The following is a 24,337-nucleotide window of genomic DNA, read 5'->3' on the forward strand; positions in this document are numbered from 1 at the left end:
GAGCGATGGACGCCGTCAGTCGATGACGCCGTAGAGGCGGTCGCCGGCGTCTCCGAGTCCCGGGACGATGTAGGCGTGTTCGTTGAGGCTCGCGTCCACGGCGCAGACCACCACCTTGAAATCGATGGAGGGGTCGATGTCCCGCTTCAGCCTTTCCAGGCCTTCGGGCGCCGCGATGATGTTGATCGCCGTGACGTCCTTGGCTCCTCGTTCGGCCAGGTAGTGGGTGGCCGCAACCAGCGTGCCGCCGGTGGCGAGCATGGGGTCGAGCAGGAAGCACTGCCGGCCCGTGAGGTCCTCGGGCAGCCGGTTGGCGTAGGTGATGATGTCGAGGGTGGCCTCGTCCCGGCGCATGCCGAGGAATCCGACCTCGGCGGTGGGCAGCAGCCGCGTCATGCCGTCGAGCATGCCGAGCCCGGCGCGCAGCACCGGGACGACCATGGGCTTGGGCTCGGCGAGCTTCTTGCCGATCATGGGACAGATGGGGGTTTCGATGGGTTTGTCGACCACGTCAAGGTTCCGGGTCGCCTCGTAGGCCTCGAGGGTGACGAGTTCCGACACGAGCTCGCGGAAGATGTTTGAGGGGGTGCTCCTGTCGCGCAGGACGGTGAGCTTGTGCTCCACCAGCGGGTGGTTGAGGACGTGAAGTTCCATGCCTCCAGACTAGGCCTTCCGGATATCGAATCGGACGCGGGGCGTCGCGCGGTCGGTGGCGCGTGGACGGGTGGACCGGAAGAGTGGGACGCCGAGCCACGAAAGCGCCTGTCGGCGCAAACGCCGCTCGCAGCGGCAACAAATGGAGCCCGGGGCTTAAGCATGACCCGACGTCCTCGCCAGTATATCCCGTGGACCCCGCCGCCATGCGCGGCATAGGGCGTGTGGTCGTGAGGTCACTGCCATATGGGGGGGCGGTCCCGGACGAACAGGGGGAATGGGCTTATCGGCGTGCGCGGTGGGGATGGCCGTGGACGCGGGCGTCCTGAGAACGGCTATTCGAGTTGTCTGCTGCGCCAGAGAGAGGCTCCATGCCGGAAGACCGAGGACGTCGAACGGAGGTTCCCGGCGGCATGCAGCAGACGGGCCTTGCCGTCGGGGTCCGATCCCGTGCGGCTGAGCGAGGCCTCCCGTCGCAATCCCGCGGCGATGACCTGGGTGAACGCGGCCGCGCGGTCCAGCGCCACGGCGAAGTCGCCGGTGAACGCGCCGGACAGGATCGAATCGGCCGTCCGGGCGATGTCCGCCGCCGATGGCGCCTGGTCGAGGCCGGCTATCGCCGAGGCCGCCGTCACCCGCGGCTCCACGGCGTTCCACAGGGAGGCGATGCGCTCGCCGTCCCTCCTCATCCAGGAGCGCAGAAGATACAGCCTCCAGAGGATTCCGGGCAGCGAATCGGATTCGCAGTCGCTCCACAGCTGGGCGATGAGGTCGACGCCTTCCGTATCCACCAGGGTGAGCACGCGCCGGACGATGACGGGATCCGTGCTGTGATGCACACGGTCGAGGAGCGCCGCCGCGGAGAGATGACCCATCTCGTGAACCGCCTGAGGATCGGGGCCTCCTGCCAGATGGTCGAGAAGCCCGGACTTCATCTGTCCCGGTCGTGACGGACGCTGCGATCCGAGCCGCGGCGGTGAGAAGGACGCCCCTCCGGTTCCCGCGGAGGCGGAGGAGGGGATGATCGAATCAGTAGACAATCGCGCCTGCTCTCTGGATGTCGATGATGGTGGGATGGTCGGCGTCGTTCGAGAAGCAGAGAACCATTGCCGAACCGGTGGGCATATACGGCGAGGAGCCGGGAAGCTGGGACGCGAGGGTCTTCGATGCGCACATCGGCCGCAGATGGGCGAACATCGCTCCGATGACGGGACGGTGCATGCAGATGACGGTGGCCGAGGAGTCCCGGACGCATTCCGTCACCCGTCCACGCACAACCTGCCAGGCCCGCTCCGGATCCGCGGCGAAGGCCTCCTCGGTGAGTTCCGGCGCGATGTCGATTGGCATGCCCGTCTGCCATGAGAACACCTCGAGGGTTTCCAGGCATCGGGTCCAGGGGGATGAGACGAGGCGCGTGGGGGCGAAGCAGGCGAGCTCGCGGTTAAGGGCGTAGGCCGCCGCCGCCCCCTTCGGGGTGATCGGCCGTCCCGCGTCGGTGCCCTGCCAGAGCTTCCGCGGCTCGGCCTTGGCATGTCGGACGATGATAAGCGTGGCCCCGCCGCCCCCCTCCTCCAGGCGGTCGACGAACTGGTCGAGGATCGCGCGGTCGGTGGGATGTGACAACCTGCGTCTCGCCTGGCGTAGGGGAAGCCATAACCTGCGATCGATCTCCCCTTCATCCGCCGCAAGGATGGGTCCCAGGGCCCTGCTGCGGCGTCGTCTGTCCTCGTCGTCGATAAGGGGGGCCATCCAGTAGCGGATGTGCTTGGTCGAGGAGGAATGTCGGAGTGACTTCGATGTGCGGCCTTCGGAGTCCAGAGGATATTCGATCTCTCCGATGCCGGCGGCCAGTCTCACGTCGCATCCCGTCTCCTCGCCGATCTCGCGGACGGCGGCATGACGGTGGGACTCGTTGGGTTCCAGCTTGCCCTTCGGCCAGCTCCAGTCGTCGTATGCGGGACGATGGACCAGGCAAACCTCGACGTCGTGATCTTCGGGCTTTTCACCCTGGTCTCCGGCCGCACCCCCGCCGTCCCCGTCGGTGGCGGAAATCGTGACCGGTTCGGCAGGGGCCGTCCGATCGGGCATGTCGCCCGCATCCGTCTCCCGCGATCCGTCCACGCCCTGCGCCGAGCGATGACCGCGACGGTAGACGATCCCTCCGGCGGCCTCGACGATATGTCTCATTGCGGTCCTCCTTCCCTCCGGCATGGGGACTGCGGGGCTGCGTCCCTCTCGCCGTTCCTGGGATGCAACGGGGTTCCCGGCGTAGGCCCTATGCGGATGATGACAACCCGCCTGCGGGCCGGCCGTCACTATCCGGACGATTCCGCGTCATCTCGGCTCAGTTCGCCGCATGGGGTCGACGCTGATGCTTGCGCATGAGGTAGTCCTGGCTGTCCACGAGCGGGCGTCCTTCCCCGTCCCTGGAATGGCGCTCGTAGCCGCCGTCGGCGTTCATATGCCAGGACACCGTGGTGTCGGCCATCTGCAGGTCGATGTATTTGATGAGCTCGTCGACCTGCTCTGGTGCGGTGATGCGGACCAGGGCCTCGACGCGTCGGTCGAGGTTGCGGTGCATAAGGTCGGCCGACCCGATCCACACTTCGGGGCCCGAGGCCGGCCCCTCGCCGATTTGCGGGCCGTCGGAGTTGGCGAAGGCGTATATGCGGCTGTGCTCGAGGAAGCGGCCGAGGATGGAGCGCACGCGGATGCTTTCGCTGAGTCCGGGGATGCCGGGCTTGAGCGCGCAGATGCCGCGTTCCACGATGTCCACGCGGACCCCGGCCTGGCTGGCGTGGTACAGGGCGTCGATGGTCTTCTCGTCGACGATGGAATTCGCCTTGAAGCGAATCCAGGCATCCTTGCCGGCCCGTGCTGCGGCCTCCTCGCGGCGGATGCGCTGGATGAGACCGGTGCGCACGGTGCGAGGGGCGACGAGGAGGCGATGGAAGCTCGACTTGGGGGCGTATCCGGACAGCTGGTTGAAGAGGCGCGTGAGGTCCTGCCCCACGACCGGGTCGCAGGTGAGCAGGCCGAGGTCGGTGTACAGCCGTGCGGTCTTCGGGTTGTAGTTCCCGGTTCCCACATGGCAGTAGCGGCGCAGCCCGTCGGCCTCCTGACGCACGACGAGGGAGAGCTTGCAGTGCGTCTTGAGTCCCACGATGCCGTAGACGACATGCACGCCGGCCCGTTCGAGCTTGCGGGCCCAGGCGATGTTCGCGTCCTCGTCGAAGCGTGCCTTGATCTCCACCAGGGCCAGGACCTGCTTGCCCGCGTGGGCGGCGTCGACGAGGGCGTCGATGATCGGCGAATTGCTTGAGGTCCGGTACAGGGTCTGCTTGATCGCCAGCACCCTGGGGTCGGCCGCGGCCTGGGCGAGGAAGGCCTGCACGGAGGTCGAGAAGGAGTCGTAGGGATGATGCAGCAGGATGTCGCGCTCGCGGATGGCGGCGAAGATGTCCTGTGCGCGGCTGGACTCGACCTCGGCGATCTGCCGGTTGGTGGTCGGAATGAAGGGCTTGTATTTGAGGTCGGGTCGGTCGATGCCCTGCAGCTCGAACAGCACGGTCATGTCCAGCGGCGTGGGCAGACGGTACACCTCGTCGGCGCTGATGCCGAGCTGGCCCGCGAGCAGCTGGGAGAGGAACGGGCTGGTCTGCTCGGAGATCTCAAGGCGGATCGGAGGCCCGAAGCGGCGGCGGAGCAGCTCCTTCTCCATGGCGTTGAGGAGGTTCTCGGCGTCGTCCTCCTCGACGTCGATGTCCTCGTTGCGAGTCAGCCGGAAGGACCGCGCCTCCTTGATGATCATGCCGGGGAACAGCGTCTCCAGATGGGAGATGATGAGGTTCTCCATGGTGATGAAGCCGTAGCGCTCCTCGCGGCCCTCCTCGTCCGTCAGATCGTCGACGGGAACGAGCCTGTTGAGGTTGCCGGGGATCTTCACGCGGGCGAAATGGGATTTGCCGGAGGTGGGGTTCTCCACGAGAACGGCGAGGTTGAGGGAGTTGCCGGATATGTAGGGGAAGGGGTGCGCCGGATCCACGGCCAGCGGCGTGAGCACGGGGAAGACCTGCTGGCGGTAGTAGCGCGACAGCCTCTCCTGCTCGGCGGTGGTGAGCTTGTCCCAGCTGAGCAGCACGATATGCTGCTTCGTCAGTTCAGGCAGGATGTGGTCGATGACGTAGCGGGCGTGCTCCTCCTGAAGGCGATGGGCCTGCTCGCTGATGGCGTGCAGCTGCTGGCGCGGGCTCAGCCCCGAGGCGGCGGTGACGGCGATGCCCGAGTCGATCCGCCGCTTGAGTCCGGCGACGCGGACCATGAAGAACTCGTCGAGGTTGGAGGCGAAGATCGCGGCGAAGTTCGCCCGCTCGAGCAGCGGGACGTCCTCGTCCTGGGCGAGCTCGAGCACGCGCTTGTTGAATTTCAGCCAGCTGAGCTCGCGGTCGAAGAACCTGTCCGCGGGCAGCGGTTGCTCGTCCTCTGGAGCGTCGCGTCTGTCCGCCTTGTCGGTTTCGGCGATGTGCTCGGCGATCTGGCTGCGCAGAAGAGCCTTCGAGGGTGCGTCAAAGATCTGTGCCATGGTCTTCACTTTAGGTCGAAACGGGTCCCGGGTCGGCGTCGACCCGCGGAAATTCAGATGCTGTTTACACATGGACGTTCCCGGTGGCCTCCCGGGCCATGGGCGTGCATCCGGTTCCGTGGCGTCGACGCCGGACCTCGGTCGCCTCCGATCGCGGTCGCGTGCGTGTCAGGGCGGTTCGCCTGCGCTTCCCAGGGGTTCCGCGACACGCCGCGTATGCCGACGAGATGCACACCATCGCACACATCCGTCGTTTTTCCCCCACAGGAACGCTCATCCATCGGCTCGGAGGAATAGATAGCGAACAGAAAGGGAAAGTTGCGCACAACAGCCGTCTGCGGCTTGTGAATCGGGCGGATCGAGGGATAATCAGAGTGCAGGCACAATTCAAGAGGTGGAAGCCCACAAAGGTGCATGGTCACGAGGATCATCTGTTGGACGGGCATTGCGAAGACTTGCCGTTGCAACAATGGTGTTGTGCAGAGATTCCACCCGAGCTGATGCCTGCAGGGAGGCCCGCTACGGCGGGCCTCCTTTTTTCCTCTCATCTCCGCCCTTCCCGGTCCCCTGCCTACCCGCATCGACCACAACACGTTCCCGTCCTTGCCTTCCCCGCCGCGGAACGGTGGTCTGGAGACGCGATGACAGGCGGCCCTTCCCGGGTGCTCCGGCATCGTCACGACGGATGGAGTTCGCTGCGTCCGTCAGTGCTGTGAGGAGATATGGGACGAGGCGTAGGGAACGGGGTGTCGCATGGCCGCAGATCTTCCGCCGAGTCCTCCTCCGGGCGCCGGTTCCCCCATTCTGCTGTCGGCGGCCTCCGGTGGCGTCGGGCTCAGCGCGCTGACGTCCCTCGTCGCACGGGAGTTCGTGCGGCGCGGGCATTCCAGCGTCCTTGTTGATGCGGACCTCGAAGCGGGGGGTCTCGACGTGCTGCTGGGCGTGGAGAACGACCGCGGGCTCCGCTGGCATGATCTGGACGTCCCCTCCGGCATTCCTGACCCCCGCTCGCTGATGGCGGGGCTGCCGCGGTGGGACGGCGTGCCGGTTCTGTCCCTGAGACAGGGCGAGGAGGGCTGCCCTTCCGTCGAGGACGTCGTCGACGTGGTTCTCGCGCTGGCATCCGAGTCCGACGTCGTCGTCGACGTCGGCCGGGCTATGCGCGGTGCCGTCATGGGAGGTCTGGCGGCCGTGATGGGGATCGAGAGAATGACGAGGCTCCTTGTCGTCGAGCTCTCCGTTCCGGGACTCGCTCGGGCGAGAGGGATTCTCGGGGGGATGAGACGCCCCCCGGATGCCGTGGTCGGCATGCAGCCCCGGGGGATGAAGGGCTCGAGGGGAATGGTGCCCCTGCCGCAGGCCTGCGAATATCTCGGCACGGAGATCCTGGGGCCCGTGCCCATGCATCCGGCGCTGTGCTCGGATCTGCTGTCGGGTCTGGGCGCGTCCTCGGTCCCCAGATCGATGCGAGGGGCTCTGTCCGGTCTTGTGGACGTCGTGCGGAGGCGAGGGATGTCCGACCGCGGCGCAGTCACCCGACGGGGAGGCGAGAGGAGGAGGCGAGGATGAGGTTCGGGCCGCTTGAGGACGTCGTGCGTCAGCCGGGCGTGAGCGATGTGGCGGTGACGCCTGACGGCGTCGTCTGGGTGGACCGCGGCTCAGGCATGGTGCGCGAGACGTCCGTGCGTCCGTTCCGCACCGCTCAGGCGCTGAGGGACTACGCCGTTCGTCTGTGCGCCCAGATGAACTGCAGGCTGGACGATGCCTGTCCCATCGCGGATGGCTCGTCCGCCGAGGGAATCCGCATCAACGCGGTCATCGAGCCGCTGGTTCCCTGCGGGGCGTCCATCTGCCTGAGGATGCAGTCGAGTCGTGCGCCTGACCTGGAGGAGCTGGCGGCCCGAGGGATGATGCCCGTCCCGTGGCTTCCTCTGCTGCGCGGACTGGTCGCCGGCCGCGCGAACCTTCTTGTCGCCGGTCCTACGGGGTCCGGCAAGACGACCCTGCTGCGTGCGCTGCTGCGTGAATGTCCGGACACGGAGAGGGTGGTCACGGTGGAGGAGGTGCGTGAGCTGGGGGATATCGGCGTCGAGGACCATGTCTCTCTGGCTTGCCGGGAGCCGAACGTGGAAGGGGCCGGGGGTATCGATCTGTCGCGGCTGGTGCGCGCGACGCTGCGCATGCGTCCTGACCGGATCGTCGTCGGCGAATGCCGTGGGGCCGAGATCGGCGATCTCCTCAGGGCTTTCGGCAGCGGTCATCGCGGCGGCATGACGACCATCCATGCTCCGGACGTGGAAGGCGTCGGGCGGCGCCTCATCGCTCTTGGCCTTCTGGCCGGCATGGATCCCGGGACGCTGACGATGCTGGGGGCCCAGTCCTTCGACGCCGTCGTGCATGTCGACAGGATCGGCGGGGTGCGGCGCATCACCGCCGTCGGTGTTCTGGGGGCGCGTGCCGGAGCCCTGGCGGGCGAGAGCCTGGTGCTGCTGTCCGAGGGCTCCTACGTCACGACCGGTCGGGGATGGGAGTCCTTCGTGGACCGCTGGGCCACGGCCTCGACGGGCGCCCGCGCGTCACGGTAGATCGGGTCGGATCCGGGAGGATGGACATCTGCGTTCCGGAATCGTTCGGGAGCGGTCCCACGAGGCGTCTCCGTGGGGCGGGGCTTGAGGAGGAGGGAAGACGTGATGATGGTGATGATGCCGATGGCATGGGGATGCGTCGTGATCGGCGTCGCTCTGACGCTGCGGGGCCGTCGCGGGACGCGGCGTCCGCCTGGCGTCGGGAGTGCCGGCGGTTCGAGGAGTAGGTCGGCGACGACGGTCCGTGGCGTGTCGGTTCTCGTCGATATGCTCCGGTCGCGTATCGCGGCTGGCGGAAGACCTGATGACGTTCTGTCTCAGACCCTAGGCATCCCCCTTGGGGTGCGTTCCGGGCGCGCCCGTCTGGAGGAGCGGCTTTCGACCCGCCTCGGCGCCGGCGAGGGGCTTGCCGTCGCCAGGAGGGCCGCGCAGGGGATCGACATGGCATCGCGGCTTTCGGCGCGAAGCGGATGCCCGTTATCGGTCTGCTTGGACGCGGTGATGGAGGATATGCATCGGGCCCGTACAGCGGATGCTCTTCGGGGGAATGCGCTGGCTCTTCCCCGGGCCACCGCCGGTCTGCTGGCGGCTCTTCCCCTGCTGGTGCTGGCGGGGGGAGGTCTTCTGGGGTCGCAGGCGGTCCGTTTCCTCGTCATGACGTCCGCAGGCCGGATCTGCCTTGCCGTGGGCGGCGTGCTCTATGCGCTGGGCGTGGCGTGGGTGGTGGCGATTCTCCGATCATTCGACGCGGAGACAGAGGATGAGGCTGGGGGCGAACGCTGATGGAGTCGCCTCCGATGGGCGCTGAGATGGTCATCATCGCCGTGCTTGGGTGTCTGGTCGTTCTTTTCGACGCCGTCTGCGCGCGACGTCCCGTGGCGGGTCTGAAGGAAGCGGCGGTGGAGCCGTCGTGCACGCTGGTCCTTGCCCTGGTCGCCGCCGTGGTCGGCCAGGGGGCGTCCGTCACCCGAGCGCTGGCCCTGGTCGGGACGTTCTGTGAGGGAGAACTGGGGACCGTTCTTCGTGCCGTCGCCATGAAACTGGAGGAGGGATGGCGCTGGTCCGAGGCCTGGTCGTCGGCCCTGGACGGCATCGGCGGGCATCGCCGGCGTTCGGTCGCTCGGGTGCCGCGGACGGCGATGATGGTGAGGGACGCTCTTGAGGACGCCTGGACGCATGGCTCATCGCCGATGACGGGTCTGCGTCTGGCCATCGACAGGGCGGATGCCGAGGAGCGCGCCCGGATCGAACGCGGGGCCGCGGGACTGTCCGTGCGGATTCTGCTGCCCGTCGGACTGTGCATGCTTCCGGCCTTCATCTGCGTCGCCGTCATCCCTCTTGTGGCGGCGCCGTTCTCGGCCTGACGGCGGTTGCGGGGATGTGGCCGGATGTCGCGAACGCCGGCGTCGCCGGCCCATGCAACCACACCTCGTTCCCCATCGCCGGGGCGAGGCGGAGGGACGCGACACTGGTGCCGCCCGATGAATCAGGAACGGACGAAGGAAGTGATGGATATGACGGGAATGGACGCGATGCTTTCCGGGGGTCGGATGCCGTCGGAAACGGGAATGATGGAAAGGCTCCGGAACGCGATCGGCCAGATGCATGAACGTGTGCGCCTGGCCGATGCGTGGCTCCGGCTCCGGATCGGGGATGATGGAGGTGAGCGCGGCGCGGCCACTGCGGAATACGCCGTGGTGCTTGTGGCGGCGACCGGATTCGCCGGTCTTCTCGCCCTCGTCCTCAAATCCGACAGCGTGAAGACTCTTCTGACGGGAATCGTCAAGAAGGCCCTGAACGTGTGATGCGCGGCGTCAGGGCCACGAATGAGAAGCGGTCGCGGGGAGCGGTGACGGCGGAGTTCGCCGTGGCCCTCCCCGCGGTCGTCGTTCTCATGCTTCTGGCGCTGTCCCTGACGGGGGTGGTGGTGAGATCCCTGGGATGCCAGGATGCGGCGTCGGCGGTCGCCAGGGAGCTGGCCATATCGGGATTATCCGTTGACGCGGACGCCATGGTCAGCCGCATGGCGGGGGAGGGAGCCACCGTCCTCGTGACCCGTGACGGCACCGGATTCGTCGTGGTGACGACATGCCCCTCCCTTCCGGGGCCTCTGGGGGTTCTGCCCGCCACTGTCAAGGGGCATGCCTATGGCCTCGGCCCTTCGGTGGACATCGCGGATGAGGCGTCGCGAAGCGACGATGATGCTTCGCCGGCGGAGGAATCGAGGGCGGCCGGATGATGCCGATCCGTGGGGCCGATGCCTCCCAGAGAGGTTCGGGCACCGTTCTCGCCCTCGTCGTCCTCATGGCGGGAGGGGTGCTGCTGTCCGTCGTGGCCTGTGCCGCGAATCTGCTCGGCGCATCCTCGACGGCGACGTCCGCGGCCGATATGGCGGCTCTGGCGGCGGCCACCGCGCGCCTGACCGGGTCGGATGACCCCTGCTCCGCGGCGCGCGGAGTGGCCGATCACTATGGAGTGCGAGTGACCGGCTGCCATCTGGATGGCGAGGACGTCATCGTCACCGTGACGGCGTTCCCGGGGATGCGGGCGCTTCCTGACGTCGACAGGTCGGCGCGGGCAGGTCCCAGGGAGTGCGAGTGAGCGGGGTGGACTTGTCGGGCGTTATCGTGACGGTATGAGCGTTTCTCATGGCGTGGTGGCCCTGGTGGGGAATCCCGCGTCGAACAACGGCGGAGCCGTCCGGTCGTGGAGGCATGCCGTGGGGCTTCTGCGTCGGGCCGGCGAGCGCGAGGACTTCATCGTGCGGGATCTGACCGGGAAGGACTACGGGGAATCGCTGGCCAGCGTCCGGCGGTTCCTCCGCGGTTCCGGGGTCGGGGCGAGCCATCGGCCCGATGTCGCGCTGGTCGTCGTCGGAGGGGACGGCATGGTCTCCCTGGGCGTCAACGCGGTGGCGGGAACGGATGTGCCCCTGGGAATCATCGCGGTGGGCTCCGGCAACGATTTCGCCCGCGGGATGTCCCTGCCTCGCAACGACGTGGCGCGGTCGGTGCGTGGAATCGTGCGCGCACTGCGGGCCGGCTCCGCCGTCGCGGTGGACGTGGCCGCGGTGAGCCGACGCGAAGGGCCCGGCGGTGGCGTCCTCCGCCGGTACGTCGGGATGCTTTCCTGTGGTCTTGACGCGGCCATCAACGACCGTGCCAACCGCTCGAGACTGCCGGGAGGGTCGCTGCGCTATCTCGCCGCCGTGCTCGTCGAGGTGACGAGGATGCGGCGGTACGGCTATCACCTGCGCATGGAGCGTGAGGACGGGAGCCTGGAGGAGGGCGACATCATGTCGCCTTTGCTCACCGTCGCGGACTCCCGGCACATCGGCGGCGGAATCGAGGTGTCGCCGTATTCCCGCATCGACGACGGCCTGCTCGAGGTGCTGTGGCTGGATCACATGCCGCGGCTCATCGAGGTCCTTGGTGCGCTCCGTCACGTCTATGACGGCCGTCTGCCGGAGACGGGGCTGTTCCACTGGCGTCGCGTTCGCGAGGTGCGGATCACCCGTTCGCACGGCGGAGACGAACCGCCGGTGCTTATGGCCGACGGGGAGAGACTGGGATGGCTTCCCGTGACGGTGAACGCGGAACCCGCCGCGCTTCGCCTGCTGGTGCCCCCCACGCCGCATGGGTCGCGGACCGCCTCGTCGCCGCGCTTCGCCGAGGGGCGCGAACGACGCGCGAGATAGCGTGACGAAGGTAGGTTGGGCATATGGCACTTGCACTGTATAGGCGGTATCGGCCGGACACCTTCGCCGAGGTGATCGGCCAGGACCAGGTGACGGTTCCCCTGAGCAGGGCGCTTGACGAAGGCAGGCTGACGCATGCCTACCTGTTCTCCGGCCCCCGGGGATGCGGGAAGACCAGTTCCGCGCGGATCCTGGCGCGCTGCGCGAACTGCGCCAAAGGGCCGACCTCGCATCCCTGCGGCGAATGCGACAGCTGCCGGGACCTGGCGACGGGGGGACCGGGATCCCTGGACGTGGTGGAGATCGACGCGGCCAGCCACAACGGGGTGGACGACGCCAGGGAACTGCGCGAGCGCGCCGGCTTCGCCCCGGCCCGGGACCGCTTCAAGATCTTCATTCTCGATGAGGCCCATATGGTCACCCAGCAGGGCTTCAACGCCTTGCTCAAGATCGTCGAGGAGCCTCCCGAGCATGTGATGTTCATCTTCGCGACCACCGAGCCCGACAAGGTCATCGGCACCATCCGCTCGCGGACGCACCACTATCCCTTCCGGCTCGTGCCGCCGGAGGTCATGGGGCCGTATCTCAGAGGCATCTGCGACAGGGAGGGAATCACCTGTGACGCCGGCGTGATGCGGATGGTCATGCGGGCGGGAGCAGGCTCCGTCCGCGACACGCTGTCCGTGCTCGACCAGCTCATGGCCGGCGCCAGTGGGGGGTCCGTCGACAGGGATTCGGCCGTGGCGCTTCTCGGATTCACCCCCGATCCTCTCATCGGGCGGGCGGTGGACGCGGTGATCGCCTCCGACGGCTCGGCTCTCTACGACGTCGTCGAGAAGGTGGTGGCGGGAGGGTTCGATCCTCGGCGCTTCGTCGGCGATCTGCTGGCGCGTGTCCGTGACCTTCTCGTCCTGCGGCTGGGGGGCCCCGAGGCCGAACGGGCGCTGGGCGATGAGACGGATGGCCAGGGGCTGGACGAGCTGCGTCGTCAGGCGGGTGCGCTGGGGCTGGACGACTGGGCGGCTCTGGCCGGCATGCTCGACGCCGCGATCGCCGGCATGGTCGGAACCGTCTCGCCGAGGATGAAGCTCGAACTGCTGGCGGCGCGGCTGCTCTCCAGCCGGCGTGGGGAAGCGTCGCCGGCGTCCGGCGCCGCACCGGAGAAGGGGGAGGAGAGCGTTTCCGGCGGCGGATTCGTCGGTGCCTCCCGACGCCACTCCGTGGTCCCGCCAGCGCAGACGTCTGCCCGGGCGTCAGGCCACGCGGCCGCCTCCGCGGACGCGAGCGGAGAGACGGCGCCCGTCTCTGCCTCGCCCGCGACCCCGTCGGCGGTGGCCGCGTCGGATGCCCCCGGTGCATCGCAGGCCGATCCGGCGCAGACGCCGCCGGATGACGTCGATGGCCGCTGGGACGCCGTGGTGTCGGCGCTTCCGGGGGATATCGGCGGCTATGTCGACCGTCATCACGTCCCGCGGGTCTCGCTGTCCTCCCGGCCTTCGGGGGACGGCGTTCTGGCGATGACCTTCGATTGCGCGCTCAGCCAGCATGCCTTCGCGCTGGCGGTGGCACCGGGGGGCGTGAAGGCCGCGCACATCGTGCTTGACGGCGTGCGGGCCGTCTTCGGCGACCGCATGACCATCGCGCCGACCCCCGTCGCGGCGAACGGCGAGAAGGTCGAGAAGACCACACGCATGCCGCCGGAGGAGCTCAGCCGCATCAAGCAGCAGATCGCCCTGGACCGCGCCCGTCAGGCCGCGGGGAATCTGACCGTGGCCGCCCATGGGCGGCGCGCCGACGACCATGCGGCGACGGGCGTCCGTCCCGCCCCTTCCGCGCATGAGGGCGGAAGCCGGTCCTCCGACGAGGGGCAGACCCCCGATGGCGATGACGTTCCCGTCCATCGAGGACCCTCTCCTCTCACCTCATCCGTGGACGCCGTGGATCAGGAGGAGATGGACGCCTGGTTCATGCCCGTCCCCACCTCATCGGCTGGAGCGGTGGGAGCGGGGGAGACGAATCATATCGTCCCCGGTCCGGCCGGGTCGTTCGGGAAGGCCGCGACGTCGTCCCCCGGCGCGAGGAGCCGAATGACTGAGTTCGGCCGTTCCGACAATCCCGATGGAGCGGCAGACGAGCACTCGGACTCTTCGAGGCCCCACCATGGAGACCCCCGTCGCGCGGAGGCGACGCCCCGACCCGGAGCGGTCGTTCCTTCGCCACGGGGACGCGGATGGTCCTCGCCGGGGCCCGGCTTCGCCGAGGAACCCGAGCCCGGTTCCGAGCCCCAGGAAGACATTCCCGATCCCGAGCCTCCTGGGGAGGACGACTACTCCCTGGATGACAGGTCGCTGGACGATGCTTCCGAAATGAGCCTTGAGGAGCTGTCAAGGATGTTCGGCGTGCAACGGATCGAACGCTACGAGGACGACGACCCACGCAATCCGATGAATCCGGGGAATCCGTCGACGACGGATTCCCTCCCTGCGAACTCCGGCTCCGGCGGGGACGCCGGACCGACCGTCTGAGCCGGCCGCGGCCGACGACTCCGCATGGGCGGGGATGCGAACATGGGAATCGAAAGGGAGGAATGCCATGGCGGCGACGTACGGAGGATCGATTCAGCGGCTTGTCGAGGCCCTGTCCCGGCTGCCGGGAATAGGTCCGAAGGGCGCCCAGCGCATCGCCTTCTACCTGCTGGGTGCCGGCAAAGGGGAGGCGCATGACCTGGCGGACGCCATCGTCGAGGTGACGACGAAGGTGCGCTTCTGCGATGTCTGCGGCAACATCTGCGAATCCTCGCCCTGCCCCGTATGCGCGGATCCCCGGCGTGACCACGCCACCATCTGCGTGGTGGAGGAGCCCAAGGACGTGATGAGCATCGAACGCACCCGGGAATACCACGGGGTGTACCACGTCCTCGGTGGCGCCATCGACCCCATGGCGGGGGTGGGACCCGCGGATCTGTCCATCACCGGGCTTCTCGCCCGCCTCGGTGACGGCTCGGTGACCGAGGTCATCCTCGCTCTGGACCCGAACATCGAGGGGGAGGCGACCACCTCCTATCTCGCCCGTCTGCTTTCCCCGCTGGGAGTCACCGTGACGAGGCTGGCGAGCGGTCTGCCCGTGGGCGGCGACCTCGAATACGCCGACGAGGTGACGCTGGGACGCGCGCTCGAAGGCCGACGCGCGGTCTGAACCCGCATTCCCGCTCACGGCGCATCGTCCCGCCCGCGTGGGATAGTTCGTAGCGACATTCCGACGGAAGGATGGATGGTCGTGGCTCTCATCGTGCAGAAGTACGGCGGGTCGTCGGTCGCCGACACGGATTCCATCAAGCGCGTGGCCCGGCGCATCGTCGAGACCCGCAAGGCCGGCAACGACGTGGCCGTCGTGGTCTCGGCCATGGGCGACACCACCGACGATCTCATCGACCAGGCCATGAGCATCGACTCGAATCCCCCCGCGCGTGAAATGGACATGCTCATGACCGCGGGCGAGCGCATATCCATGAGTCTGCTGGCCATGGCGATCCATGCCGCGGGCTCCCAGGCCGACTCCTTCACCGGATCCCAGGCGGGGTTCATGACGGACGCGCGGTTCGGCGCCGCGCATATCAAGGCCGTGCGGCCCGACCGCGTCCGCCGTTCCCTGGAGGCGGGCCATGTGGCGATCGTCGCGGGGTTCCAGGGCATCAACGAGGGGGGCGACCCCACGACCCTCGGACGTGGTGGCTCCGACACCTCCGCCGTGGCGCTCGCCGTGGCGCTCGCCGCAGACGTCTGTGAGATCTACACGGACGTGGACGGCGTCTTCACTGCCGATCCGCGCATCGTCCCCACCGCACGGCGCATCCCCAGCATCGGCTACGACGAGATCCTCGAGATGGCCTCCTGCGGGTCCAAGGTTCTGGCGCTGCGCTGCGTCGAGTACGCCCAGCGCTTCCGTATGCCCCTGCATGTGAGAAGCTCCTTCTCCCGCCGGCCAGGGACTCTTGTGCTTCCGGACGGGGTCGATTCCGCGACCTTGCCCAACGTCGGCTGAGCCGACGGTTCGCCGGAGGCGCCGGCTGCAGGGGAACGATGCGCGGACGCGATGGACGATAGGGATGGACGATGACCATCAGCGATGATTTTCCAAAGGAGAGGACTGCGATGAGCGACAGGGACGATGCCGGACGCGACGGAAGGGGGGACGCCTCCATGGGCGAGCTCTTCCCGGATCTCGGACCGGAGGCGCCGGTGATTTCCGGCGTGGCTCACGACCGCAGCGAAAGTCTCATCACCGTGCGCGGGGTTCCCGACGAGCCGGGGATGGCCGCCCGCGTGTTCGAGGGGCTGGCCGACGCCGACATCAACGTCGACATGATCGTCCAGGCGGGGGCGTCCACCGGCACGGCGGACATCTCCTTCACCGTCCCCGAATCCTCGGCCCGCAGAGCCCAGGAGGTCCTTGAGGCCCATCGTGACGACCTGCACTACAGGCTATGCGTCGTCAACCCCAATGTCGGGAAGGTCGCCGTCGTCGGCGTCGGCATGAAGACGCATTCAGGTCTGGCGGCGAGGTTCTTCACGGCACTCAGCGAGAAGGGCATCAACGTCCTCATGATCTCCACTTCCGAGATTCGCATCGCCGCGCTGGTGGCTCTGGACGATTTGGATGAGGCCGTCCGGGCGCTGCATACCGCGTATGGTCTGGACTCCAACCAAGTGGAGGCCGTGGTCTACGGTGGGACGGGCCGCTAGGGGCGCCGCGCTCGCCGGCGGGGCTCGGGAATCGGCATCGGAAGTGTTCGTCAGGCAGGAGTGAGACATGCGGATTCATGATCATGGAGTGAACGTCGCCGTCCTGGGGGCCACCGGGCAGGTCGGCATGGTGATGCGTCGCGTTCTGGACGAGCGGGACTTCCCCGTCCGGGATCTGCGGTTCCTCGCCTCCTCGAGGTCGGCCGGCACGGTGCTTGACTGGCGTGGCCATGGAATCGTCGTCGAGGACGTCGAGAAGGCCGATCTGTCGGACATCGACATCGCCGTCTTCTCGGCCGGCGGTGGCACCTCGAAGGTGTGGGCACCGCGGTTCGCCGCGGCCGGCGCCTACGTCGTCGACAACTCCTCGCAATGGCGCATGCACGACGACGTGCCGCTGGTGGTGGCCGAGGTCAATCCGGACGACCTTGATGACGTCCCAGGGCGCATCGTCGCCAACCCGAACTGCACGACGATGGCCTGCATGCCGGCGCTCAAGCCGCTCTCGGACGCGTTTGGTCTGAGGCGTCTTATCGTCAGCTCCTATCAGGCGGTCTCCGGCGCCGGGCGCGCCGGCGCCCTGCAGCTCATGAACGAGGCAAAGGCCGCCCTCGACCAGGGGGCGGACAGGCTTGTGTTCGACGGCTCGGCCATCGACTTCCCCAAGCCGACCAAGGTCGTCCGGACCATCGCCTTCAACGTCGTCCCCTTCATCGGCGCCATCGTCTCCGACGGCTCCGAGGAGACCGACGAGGAGCAGAAGCTGCGCAACGAAAGCCGCAAGATCCTGCACCTGCCCCATCTGGCGGCCTCCTGCACCTGCGTGCGCGTGGGTGTTTTCACCGCTCATGGCATGAGCGTGAACGCCGAGTTCGAGAAGGACGTCACTCCGGATATGGCTCGTGCGGTGCTGTCGACGGCGCCTGGCGTTGAGCTCGACGACATCCCCACGCCGCAGCTCGCGGCCGGCCGCGACCCGAGCTTCGTCGGTCGCATCCGCCAGGACCAGGCCGTCGAGGGCCGCAAGGGGCTGGCGATGTTCATCGCCAACGACAACCTGCGCAAGGGCGCCGCACTCAACGCCGTGGAGCTGGCGGAGATCATCGTGCGCAAGCACTTCGCGGATCGGGTCTGACTCCGGGGGCCTTAGAACGGCCGCATTCGCAGTCATGGCCCCGGAGCGGGGGAGCGCTGAACGTGGCCAATCAGGGCCGGTTCGTCCTGCCGTGCCATACTGGGAGCCATGTCAAGGGCATCACAGGAGGTACGCAGGCAGCTGGACCGGATCGTCGCCCTGGGGTACCCCGATGTCGCGGACATGTCCGCCGAGGCGTTCCGTGCTCTGGCCGACCCGCTTCTCGCGGCGCTGGAGACGGAGGATCTCGGATCGGACCTCCTTCTCGTCCCCACCCGGGAGCTTGTCTCCCCCGAATCCCTGATCGCCCGGACGAGCATCAACCGGATGGCGGGGTTCACCACCATGCCGCCGCGCGACATCATCGGCTTCATGCCGCAGGACGGGTTCGAGCCTCCCGAGGGTCCGTTCTATCTGGTCGTCGGCCCCCATACCGGCACCGCGTATGTGAACAGGGAGCCGGATGTGGCGCGGAAGCTCATCGACTCCGACGAGCGTCTGCCTCTGACACTGGAGGAGGGTCTGGCGGTCGTCACCCAGCATCCGCAGTGGCTGGTCAAGCGCAACGGCTTCAACCTGCTCGGTTCACGCAGCGCGGACGGCCGGGTCCCCAGCATCTGGATGAGTCAGGGGGCCCCTCGTCTGGGTGCGGTGTGGCCGAATTCGCGGCATACGTGGCTGGGCAACGCCTACTGCGGATCGCGGCGCGGGGTCTCGCTGTTCGTCTGACGCCGACGGCCATCCCCTGCCGGCGAGTTCACGCCGGCAGGCGTATGCGCGACTCCCGCCGGAAGGTCAGGCCGGGACGGGGGTCACGTGGACCTTCCACCTGTCCTTAGCGCCCATGCCGTCTTCGGCCGCCCGACCTCATGGCGGCGAAAGCAAGCACAACCCCCGCCGCGACGGCCAGAGACCTCGGCTTCCTCAGCTCGTCGCGCAGTCCGGGCAGGTCGGCGAAGCCGTGGTCCCCAAGAAACGCCCAGGCGGCTCGGCGCGGACGCCGCCCGATGAGATCGCCCCAGGTGAGCAGTCTGGTCTCGTACGAGGCCGGGTCGGATTCGGGGAAGTCGAACACCCTCACGCCGCGGAGACGTGCCGCCGGTCCGTAGGAGGCGAATCCACAGGTGGGCGTGTAGCCCAGATCAAGACCATGGACGTGGCCGATGAAGGCGTTGCGATGGTCATGCCCGCAGAACAGACCGATGTAACCGCCCGCCCGACGCATGGCCTCCACCTCGCCGACGTTTCTGGCCGAGCAGCTCACGCCCTCGCCCAGTCGGGAGCCGGGGCGGCACACGTTCGTGTCCAGGGCGAAGCAGCGTCCCGCGAAGGGCCCGTGCCCCTCCACGGCGTTCGGCGTCCAGAACGGAACCGCGTGCAGGCAGTCGTAGAACTCCTGCGGAGGGATGTGCTGGAACGCCATGACGGGCACGGGACGCCGGTCGCCGTTTCCCTCCCTGACAATGCGTGGGACATCGCCCAGCCAGCGGACCGCCGTCGACGTGGGGGCGCCGTATCCGGAGGCGTCGGCGAGGTCGAGCCTGCGGCGCCTCCCGGTCCCTTCCCCGTCTCCCGTTTCCGCCTCCGCGCTCCGTGATTCCTCGTAGTCTCCCGAGTCCACCAGCGTCACCCCCATGGCGATACGGTCGGTCTTCGCCGCCCGCACCGGAAGGCAGAAGGTGCCGGGCTCCACCGCGAGAGGACCGGAACCGGGCCGTGGATTGAGGCAGCCGGCGAAACGACGGTACATATCGTCCTGCTCATCCGTGAGCAGACCGCATTGGAAGTCATGGTTCCCATAGGTCACGGCGAAGGGGATGCCCATGCGCACGACGGGCCCGAGCATGGACCGCAGAGTCCGCATCACCCGGGACCGGGTGACGTCCATCGGCGACATGGCCGATTCGTCGGCGTGGTGCGCCATGCCGCGCGACGCGGCCTGCCGGTCGTTGCCGCCGTTGTCCGGAACGTCATCGTTCCGCGCGCAGTCCCCGCCGACCGTCTCGACGCCGCGCTTCGGGAGCAGTCCGAACGCCAGCCCCCGCACCCGTCCCAGAGCCGTCTGCGCACGCGTGACCGCCCGGACCGTGCCCCCGGGCTCGTCTCCGCGCCGTGACAGAAAGGTGGAGGCGAAGGCGGGGTCGTAGCCGCGGATCTGGTCGCCCGTGAACACCACAAGGTCGGGATGGGCGCGATGGAGAGCCGCCTCGAGCAGCTCCACCGCGTCCTGGCTGGCGTCGGGACCGTCCTGGAAGTCGGCCACCTGGAGCACGCGGAACCGTCCGTCCGCACCGAAGCGAAGGGTCATGCCCTCACTCTAGGGCACCTGAGGGGGGTGTCGAGGACGGTTCCGAGCCCCATGCCGTCCTGGGCGAGCGACAGGAGGGGGCGGACGCCATCCCGAAGGGACGACGGCCATATCGCGGAAGCATGGCGTTTTCCCGCGGGAGCCATGGATACTATGAGCCGTGCGCATGTTACGCGCATGTAACCATTCGGTCGTCGCCTCCGCTGGAACGCGGGGAACCATGCCCGCGTCGGGCTGGGCGGCAACGGTTAAGGACAGGAGGAGTGATGGGTCAGGATCAGTCATCGGTGTTTGATCTTGCGGCGGTTGCCGCGGCGTCCAATGGAGGGAACAATGACCTGCTGCTGCCCCCGGCGCGCTACATCGGAGGGCCGCAGAAGCCCAGCCGCATGCCGTACACCAAGTACGTCGCCTACGACAGGCAGGTCCCCTTCGACTATCCCGAGCGAACCTGGCCGTCGAAGCGCATCCACCGCGCCCCGCGCTGGTGCTCAGTCGACCTGCGCGACGGCAACCAGGCGCTGGTCAACCCCATGGACCCCGAACGCAAGCTGCGCTTCTGGAACCTGCTCATCTCCATGGGCTTCAAGGAGATCGAGGTCGGTTTCCCGAGCGCCTCGGATACCGACTACGACTTCATCCGCATGCTCATCGAACGCGAGCTCATTCCCGACGACGTGACGATCGTCGTCCTCACCCAGGCGCGCGAGCATCTCATCCGCAGGACCTATGAGGCGCTCCGCGGGGCGAAGAGAGCCATCGTCCACTTCTACAACTCGGTGTCCGTGCTCCAGCGCGAGGTCGTGTTCCGCAAGGACAAGGCCGGCGTCACCAGGCTTGCCACCGATGCGGCCCGGCTGTGCAGGCAGCTGGAGGGGGAGGCCAGGGGCATCGACCTGTACTACGAGTACTCGCCCGAGTCCTTCACGGGCACCGAGCCGGACTTCGCCGTCGAGGTGTGCAACGCCGTCATCGACGTCATCAGGCCGACCCCCGACCGTCGCATGATCATCAACCTGCCAGCCACGGTCGAGATGACCACCCCGAACGTTTTCGCCGACGAGGTCGAGTACGTCTCGCGTCATCTCGAGAACCGTGATTCCATCGTCCTGTCCCTGCATCCGCACAACGACGAGGGCATGGCCGTGGCCGCCACCGAGCTTGCCATGCTGGGCGGCGCGGACCGCGTCGAGGGCTGCCTGCTGGGCAACGGGGAGCGCACCGGCAACGTCGACCTCGTCACGCTGGGCCTCAACCTGCTCACGCAGGGCGTCGACCCGCAGGTCGACCTGTCGGACGTGCCGGCGATCCGCCGAACCGTCGAATACTGCAACCAGGTCAAGATCTCCGAGCGCCACCCCTATGCCGGAAGCTTCGTGTTCACGGCGTTCTCGGGCTCGCACCAGGACGCCATCAAGAAGGGCATCGAGGCCCGTCAGGTCGCCGCCGAACGGGCCGGCGTGCCGCTCGAGAAGTTCGTCTGGCTCGTCCCCTACCTGCCCATCGACCCCAAGGACATCGGCCGCAGCTACGAGGCGATCATCCGCGTCAACTCGCAGTCCGGCAAGGGCGGCATGGCCTACCTGCTCAAGACCAACCACAACCTCGATCTGCCCAAAAGGCTGCAGATCGAATTCGACAGGGTCGTCCAGGCCTATGCCGACCGTACCAAGCGCGAGGTCAAGGACGAGGACATCTGGCGTCTGTTCAAGGACGAGTATCTTCCGGTGGAGGAGACGGGCGTGACTTCGGCGGGTTCCGTCGTCGGTGATTCCGGCGACTCCTCGCTGAGCCAGTGGGGTCGCTTCAAGCTGCTCAAGGTGTCCGTCTCCTCCGGGGAGGACGGATCGGACACGGTTCTCAAGGCCCGACTTCTCGACCGTGGTTCGGGCGACGGCGAAACCGTCGAGCGGGAGCTCTCGGGCGTCGGTAACGGACCGATCGCCGCGTTCCTCGACGCATTGGGCGGCATCGGCGTCAGCGTGTCGATCATGGACTACGTGGAGCACGCCATGACCGCCGGAACCGACGCCATGGCGGCCTCGTATGTGGAATGCCAGATCGGCGAGGCGCCCGAGGCCCGGATCATCTGGGGGGTCGGCATCGACTCCTCGATCTCCACCAGCTCGCTCAAGGCCATCATCTCGGCGGTGAACCGCTCCGAGCGCTGAGGAATGCCGCCTTCTGCGCCGAGGTCCTGCGAAGCCACCCCCGGGGATGGCTTCGCAGGACCTTTTTACATGCCTATCGTCATCACCTCTGGCGTTTCCGTGTCGTAGCCGTTCATGGCTTCCCTCCACCCTATTGCGTCGTGGCGGATTTGGATGGGGATGTCGGTTCGCTTGTCTTCGTCGACGGGGACGAATCGGATGGAGACGACGATGACGTCCCGGACGTCGACGAACTGGATCCCGAGGTCGTGGGAGACGCCGACCCGGTCGACGTGGACCCGGAGACGGAGGGCGAGGCCGACGGAGTCGGCGAGGCCGATGATCCTCCCGAGGATTCCGACGACCCGGAGGAGGCGGAGCGTCCGGTTCCCCAGCTCCCGTCAGGGCCGCCGATGGTGCCTTTGTCCGTGGCGGTGGGGAAGGCCGTGTCCGTCGTTCCGTTCAGGGCCGTGGCCATGTACCGCGTGAAGAGGTGGATGGGATAGCCGCTCCCCGACCCGTAGGACCCTATGGAGGGGATCTCCCGGGGGCTGCCGTTGGAGTCCGGGTACCAGATGGCGAAGGAGGTCACCACGCCCGTGGTGTAGCCCACGAAGCTTGCCGCCGTCGCATCGTTCGCCGTTCCGGATTTGCCCGCCAGGGTCCTGCCGATGGACGAGGCCTCCTTTCCGGTGCCGTACTGGACGACGCCCGTGAGCGCCTTGGTCACCAGCGCCGTGGAATTGGCGTCGAATACGCGGGTTGAGGATGTCGACCCGGAATACAGGGTTTTCCCCTGGCGGGAGGCGACGGCGGAGACGATGTGCAGCGTCGGCCGCAGACCGTCCGAGGCAAGCGTCGAATAGGCCCGGACGACGTCGGTGAGATGCACGCCGTCGTTGCCCAGGACGGTGAAGGGGTTCTTCCCGGTTATCCGCGAGGAGCTCATTCCGGCCTCCACGGCGGTTTGCGCGACCTTCGAGGCGCCAAGCTTCTGCTGCAGATCCATGTACACCGTGTTCACCGAATACGCCGTGGCCTTGTACAGGCTGATCGTCCCATAGCTCGTCTTCCCGAAGTTGGAGACGGCGGAGGTGATGCCGCTGAAGCGTCTCGGGGAGTTGCCGTTGAAGGTGGTGTCGAGGCTGACGCCGGACTGCACCGCAGCCAGCAGCGCGAAGGGCTTCATGGTCGAGCCGGGTTCGTACAGCGCCTGCGTGGCGTTGTTGAGCTGATGCGTGAGGTAGTCGTCGCCCGCGTACACGGCGAGGATGGCTCCGGTGGAGGGGTCGGCGGACAGCCCTCCCACCTCAAGACCGTCGGGGACCACGCCCTTGCCGCCCTGCGAAGGGCTGGCGACCTCGTACATCAGCGCCTGGCGCGTTCTGTCGATGGTGGTGACGATGCGGTATCCGCCCGTGTCCAGCTCGTCGGCGGTGAAGGCCTTCGCGGCGATGAGCTCGCTGCGGACCATCTGGAGCAGATACCCCTTCTGTCCCGAGTAGACGTTGGTCTGCCTGTAGGCGACGGTGCTCGGCATGGAGGCCCTCGCCCGCTGAGAGGCCGTGATCCACCCGTCCTCGATCATGATGTTCAGCACCCGGCGGAACCGCGTCCTGGCCTCCGAGGCGTTCTGTGCCGGGTCCCAGCTGCTGGGGGCGGGGATGATGCCGGCGAGCAGGGCGGCCTGGGAGAGGGTGAGATTCTTGGCGTCCACTCCGAAATAGGCCTGGGCGGCCGCCTGGATGCCGTAGGATCCGCGTCCGAGGTAGATGGTGTTGAGATAGTTGCACAGCACCGTCTCCTTGCTTTGCGTCCGTGCGATCTTCAGGGCGAGGATCGCCTCGCGCAGCTTTCCGGAGTAGCTCGTCGTTTCGCCCAGATAGTAGCGTTCGGCGTACTGCTGGGTGATGGTCGACCCTCCCTGCCGGGAGCCCGTCGTGACGTTCGTGAACAGCGCGCGCGCGATGCCCTTGAGGTCGATTCCGCTGTCGGAGTAGAAGCTTCTGTTCTCCGAGGCCACCACGGCATGTCCGATATAGGAGGGCAGGTCGTCGCAGGAGACGATCTGGCGGTTCTGGGCGCCGAAGGATCCAATCTCGCTTTTCCCGTCCGAATAGTAGACGGTGGTCGTCGCCGCCATGGCGATTTTCTCCGGCTGGGGGATGTCGGTGGTGGCGTAGAGGTAGGCGACGAGGGCGGCTCCCACCGCCAGGGACGCCCCGAGGACGCCGAGGATGACAAGCAGGATGGCGCGTCCGCGGGAGCGGCGGGATCGGGTGCGATGCCGCCCGACGCGACGTCGTCCTGAATCGTGCCCGTTCGGCGTTCGTCCCCGACGCGTCGTGCCTCCGCCCGTCGTCGCCGTCCGTCTGCGTCCCGACGAAGAGCCTCGAGTCGTCCGCTTCCTCCGTGCAGTCATGGGGACCACCGTAACGGTCGGGGCCGAGGAGCGGGGGTCGGAAGCCTTGTCTTCGCGAGGTC

General features: G+C 67.6%; 21 protein-coding genes. 15 read left to right on the top strand and 6 right to left on the bottom strand.

What is annotated here, in order from left to right:
- Positions 1-15 precede the first annotated feature (15 nt).
- From upp to RWX87_RS00135, 4 genes are all read right to left on the bottom strand, one after another.
- Positions 16-654 carry a uracil phosphoribosyltransferase gene (gene upp / locus RWX87_RS00120; protein WP_314685737.1) on the bottom strand — a complete coding sequence of 213 codons (639 nt, stop codon included), beginning with the start codon at positions 652-654 and terminating at the stop codon, positions 16-18.
- Positions 655-989: 335 nt separating this feature from the next.
- A complete protein-coding gene (locus RWX87_RS00125) occupies positions 990-1,589 on the bottom strand; it encodes a hypothetical protein (protein WP_314685819.1) in 600 nt (199 codons plus the stop codon).
- Positions 1,590-1,683: 94 nt separating this feature from the next.
- Positions 1,684-2,841, bottom strand: coding sequence for a histidine phosphatase family protein (locus RWX87_RS00130; RefSeq protein ID WP_314685738.1), 1,158 nt, complete (start codon positions 2,839-2,841; stop codon positions 1,684-1,686).
- Positions 2,842-2,998: 157 nt separating this feature from the next.
- On the bottom strand, positions 2,999-5,236 hold the full coding sequence (locus RWX87_RS00135; RefSeq protein WP_314685739.1) for an RNA degradosome polyphosphate kinase: 2,238 nt from the start codon (positions 5,234-5,236) through the stop codon (positions 2,999-3,001).
- 753 nt (positions 5,237-5,989) lie between these two features.
- On the opposite strand from RWX87_RS00135, the gene RWX87_RS00140 reads away from it, so the two are divergent.
- The 14 genes from RWX87_RS00140 (at position 5,990) to RWX87_RS00205 (ending at position 18,124) form a co-directional block, all read left to right on the top strand.
- Positions 5,990-6,805: a hypothetical protein gene (locus tag RWX87_RS00140; protein ID WP_314685740.1), complete on the top strand. Its 816-nt coding sequence runs from the start codon at positions 5,990-5,992 to the stop codon at positions 6,803-6,805.
- Positions 6,802-7,821, top strand: a complete 1,020-nt coding sequence (locus RWX87_RS00145; protein ID WP_314685741.1) for an ATPase, T2SS/T4P/T4SS family — start codon at positions 6,802-6,804, stop codon at positions 7,819-7,821. Before RWX87_RS00140 ends, RWX87_RS00145 begins: the two co-directional genes overlap by 4 nt.
- A 249-nt stretch (positions 7,822-8,070) precedes the next feature.
- Positions 8,071-8,604: a hypothetical protein gene (locus RWX87_RS00150; protein WP_314685742.1), complete on the top strand. Its 534-nt coding sequence runs from the start codon at positions 8,071-8,073 to the stop codon at positions 8,602-8,604.
- Positions 8,605-8,618: 14 nt separating this feature from the next.
- Complete coding sequence (locus RWX87_RS00155; RefSeq protein WP_314685743.1) at positions 8,619-9,185, top strand: type II secretion system F family protein; 567 nt, start codon at positions 8,619-8,621, stop codon at positions 9,183-9,185.
- Positions 9,186-9,371: 186 nt separating this feature from the next.
- Entirely contained in the window at positions 9,372-9,626 is a 255-nt protein-coding gene (locus RWX87_RS00160) for a DUF4244 domain-containing protein (protein WP_314685820.1), read from the top strand.
- Complete coding sequence (locus RWX87_RS00165) at positions 9,626-10,060, top strand: pilus assembly protein (protein ID WP_314685744.1); 435 nt, start codon at positions 9,626-9,628, stop codon at positions 10,058-10,060. The genes RWX87_RS00160 and RWX87_RS00165 overlap by 1 nt, the downstream gene beginning before the upstream one ends.
- The gene (locus RWX87_RS00170) at positions 10,057-10,422 is read left to right on the top strand and encodes an Rv3654c family TadE-like protein (RefSeq protein ID WP_314685745.1); all 366 of its coding nucleotides are present in this window, start codon (positions 10,057-10,059) and stop codon (positions 10,420-10,422) included. Before RWX87_RS00165 ends, RWX87_RS00170 begins: the two co-directional genes overlap by 4 nt.
- Positions 10,423-10,456: 34 nt before the next feature.
- On the top strand, positions 10,457-11,518 hold the full coding sequence (locus RWX87_RS00175; protein WP_314685746.1) for a diacylglycerol kinase family protein: 1,062 nt from the start codon (positions 10,457-10,459) through the stop codon (positions 11,516-11,518).
- Between the two features lie 23 nt (positions 11,519-11,541).
- Positions 11,542-14,043 (top strand): DNA polymerase III subunit gamma/tau, encoded by a 2,502-nt coding sequence (gene dnaX, locus RWX87_RS00180; RefSeq protein ID WP_314685747.1) that lies wholly within the window; start codon positions 11,542-11,544, stop codon positions 14,041-14,043.
- A 67-nt stretch (positions 14,044-14,110) separates the two neighbouring features.
- Positions 14,111-14,713 (top strand): recombination mediator RecR, encoded by a 603-nt coding sequence (recR, locus tag RWX87_RS00185; RefSeq protein WP_314685748.1) that lies wholly within the window; start codon positions 14,111-14,113, stop codon positions 14,711-14,713.
- Positions 14,714-14,794: 81 nt separating this feature from the next.
- A complete protein-coding gene (locus RWX87_RS00190; protein WP_314685821.1) occupies positions 14,795-15,559 on the top strand; it encodes an aspartate kinase in 765 nt (254 codons plus the stop codon).
- Between the two features lie 110 nt (positions 15,560-15,669).
- Positions 15,670-16,260 carry an ACT domain-containing protein gene (locus RWX87_RS00195; RefSeq protein WP_314685749.1) on the top strand — a complete coding sequence of 197 codons (591 nt, stop codon included), beginning with the start codon at positions 15,670-15,672 and terminating at the stop codon, positions 16,258-16,260.
- A gap of 67 nt (positions 16,261-16,327) precedes the next feature.
- Entirely contained in the window at positions 16,328-17,395 is a 1,068-nt protein-coding gene (locus RWX87_RS00200) for an aspartate-semialdehyde dehydrogenase (protein WP_314685750.1), read from the top strand.
- Positions 17,396-17,503: 108 nt separating this feature from the next.
- Positions 17,504-18,124 carry a DUF5701 family protein gene (locus RWX87_RS00205; protein WP_314685751.1) on the top strand — a complete coding sequence of 207 codons (621 nt, stop codon included), beginning with the start codon at positions 17,504-17,506 and terminating at the stop codon, positions 18,122-18,124.
- A 106-nt stretch (positions 18,125-18,230) separates the two neighbouring features.
- Here RWX87_RS00205 and RWX87_RS00210 read toward each other — a convergent pair whose 3' ends face one another.
- Positions 18,231-19,703, bottom strand: coding sequence for a hypothetical protein (locus RWX87_RS00210; RefSeq protein WP_314685752.1), 1,473 nt, complete (start codon positions 19,701-19,703; stop codon positions 18,231-18,233).
- 266 nt (positions 19,704-19,969) lie between these two features.
- On the opposite strand from RWX87_RS00210, the gene leuA reads away from it, so the two are divergent.
- The gene (gene leuA, locus RWX87_RS00215; protein WP_314685753.1) at positions 19,970-21,874 is read left to right on the top strand and encodes a 2-isopropylmalate synthase; all 1,905 of its coding nucleotides are present in this window, start codon (positions 19,970-19,972) and stop codon (positions 21,872-21,874) included.
- A gap of 130 nt (positions 21,875-22,004) precedes the next feature.
- Here the strand turns inward: leuA and RWX87_RS00220 are convergent, their stop codons facing one another.
- Positions 22,005-24,275 (bottom strand): transglycosylase domain-containing protein, encoded by a 2,271-nt coding sequence (locus RWX87_RS00220; protein WP_314685754.1) that lies wholly within the window; start codon positions 24,273-24,275, stop codon positions 22,005-22,007.
- Positions 24,276-24,337 lie beyond the last annotated feature (62 nt).

The sequence above is a fragment of the uncultured Bifidobacterium sp. genome, assembly GCF_963540075.1.
In the GTDB taxonomy this organism is placed as follows: Bacteria; Actinomycetota; Actinomycetes; order Actinomycetales; family Bifidobacteriaceae; genus Bifidobacterium.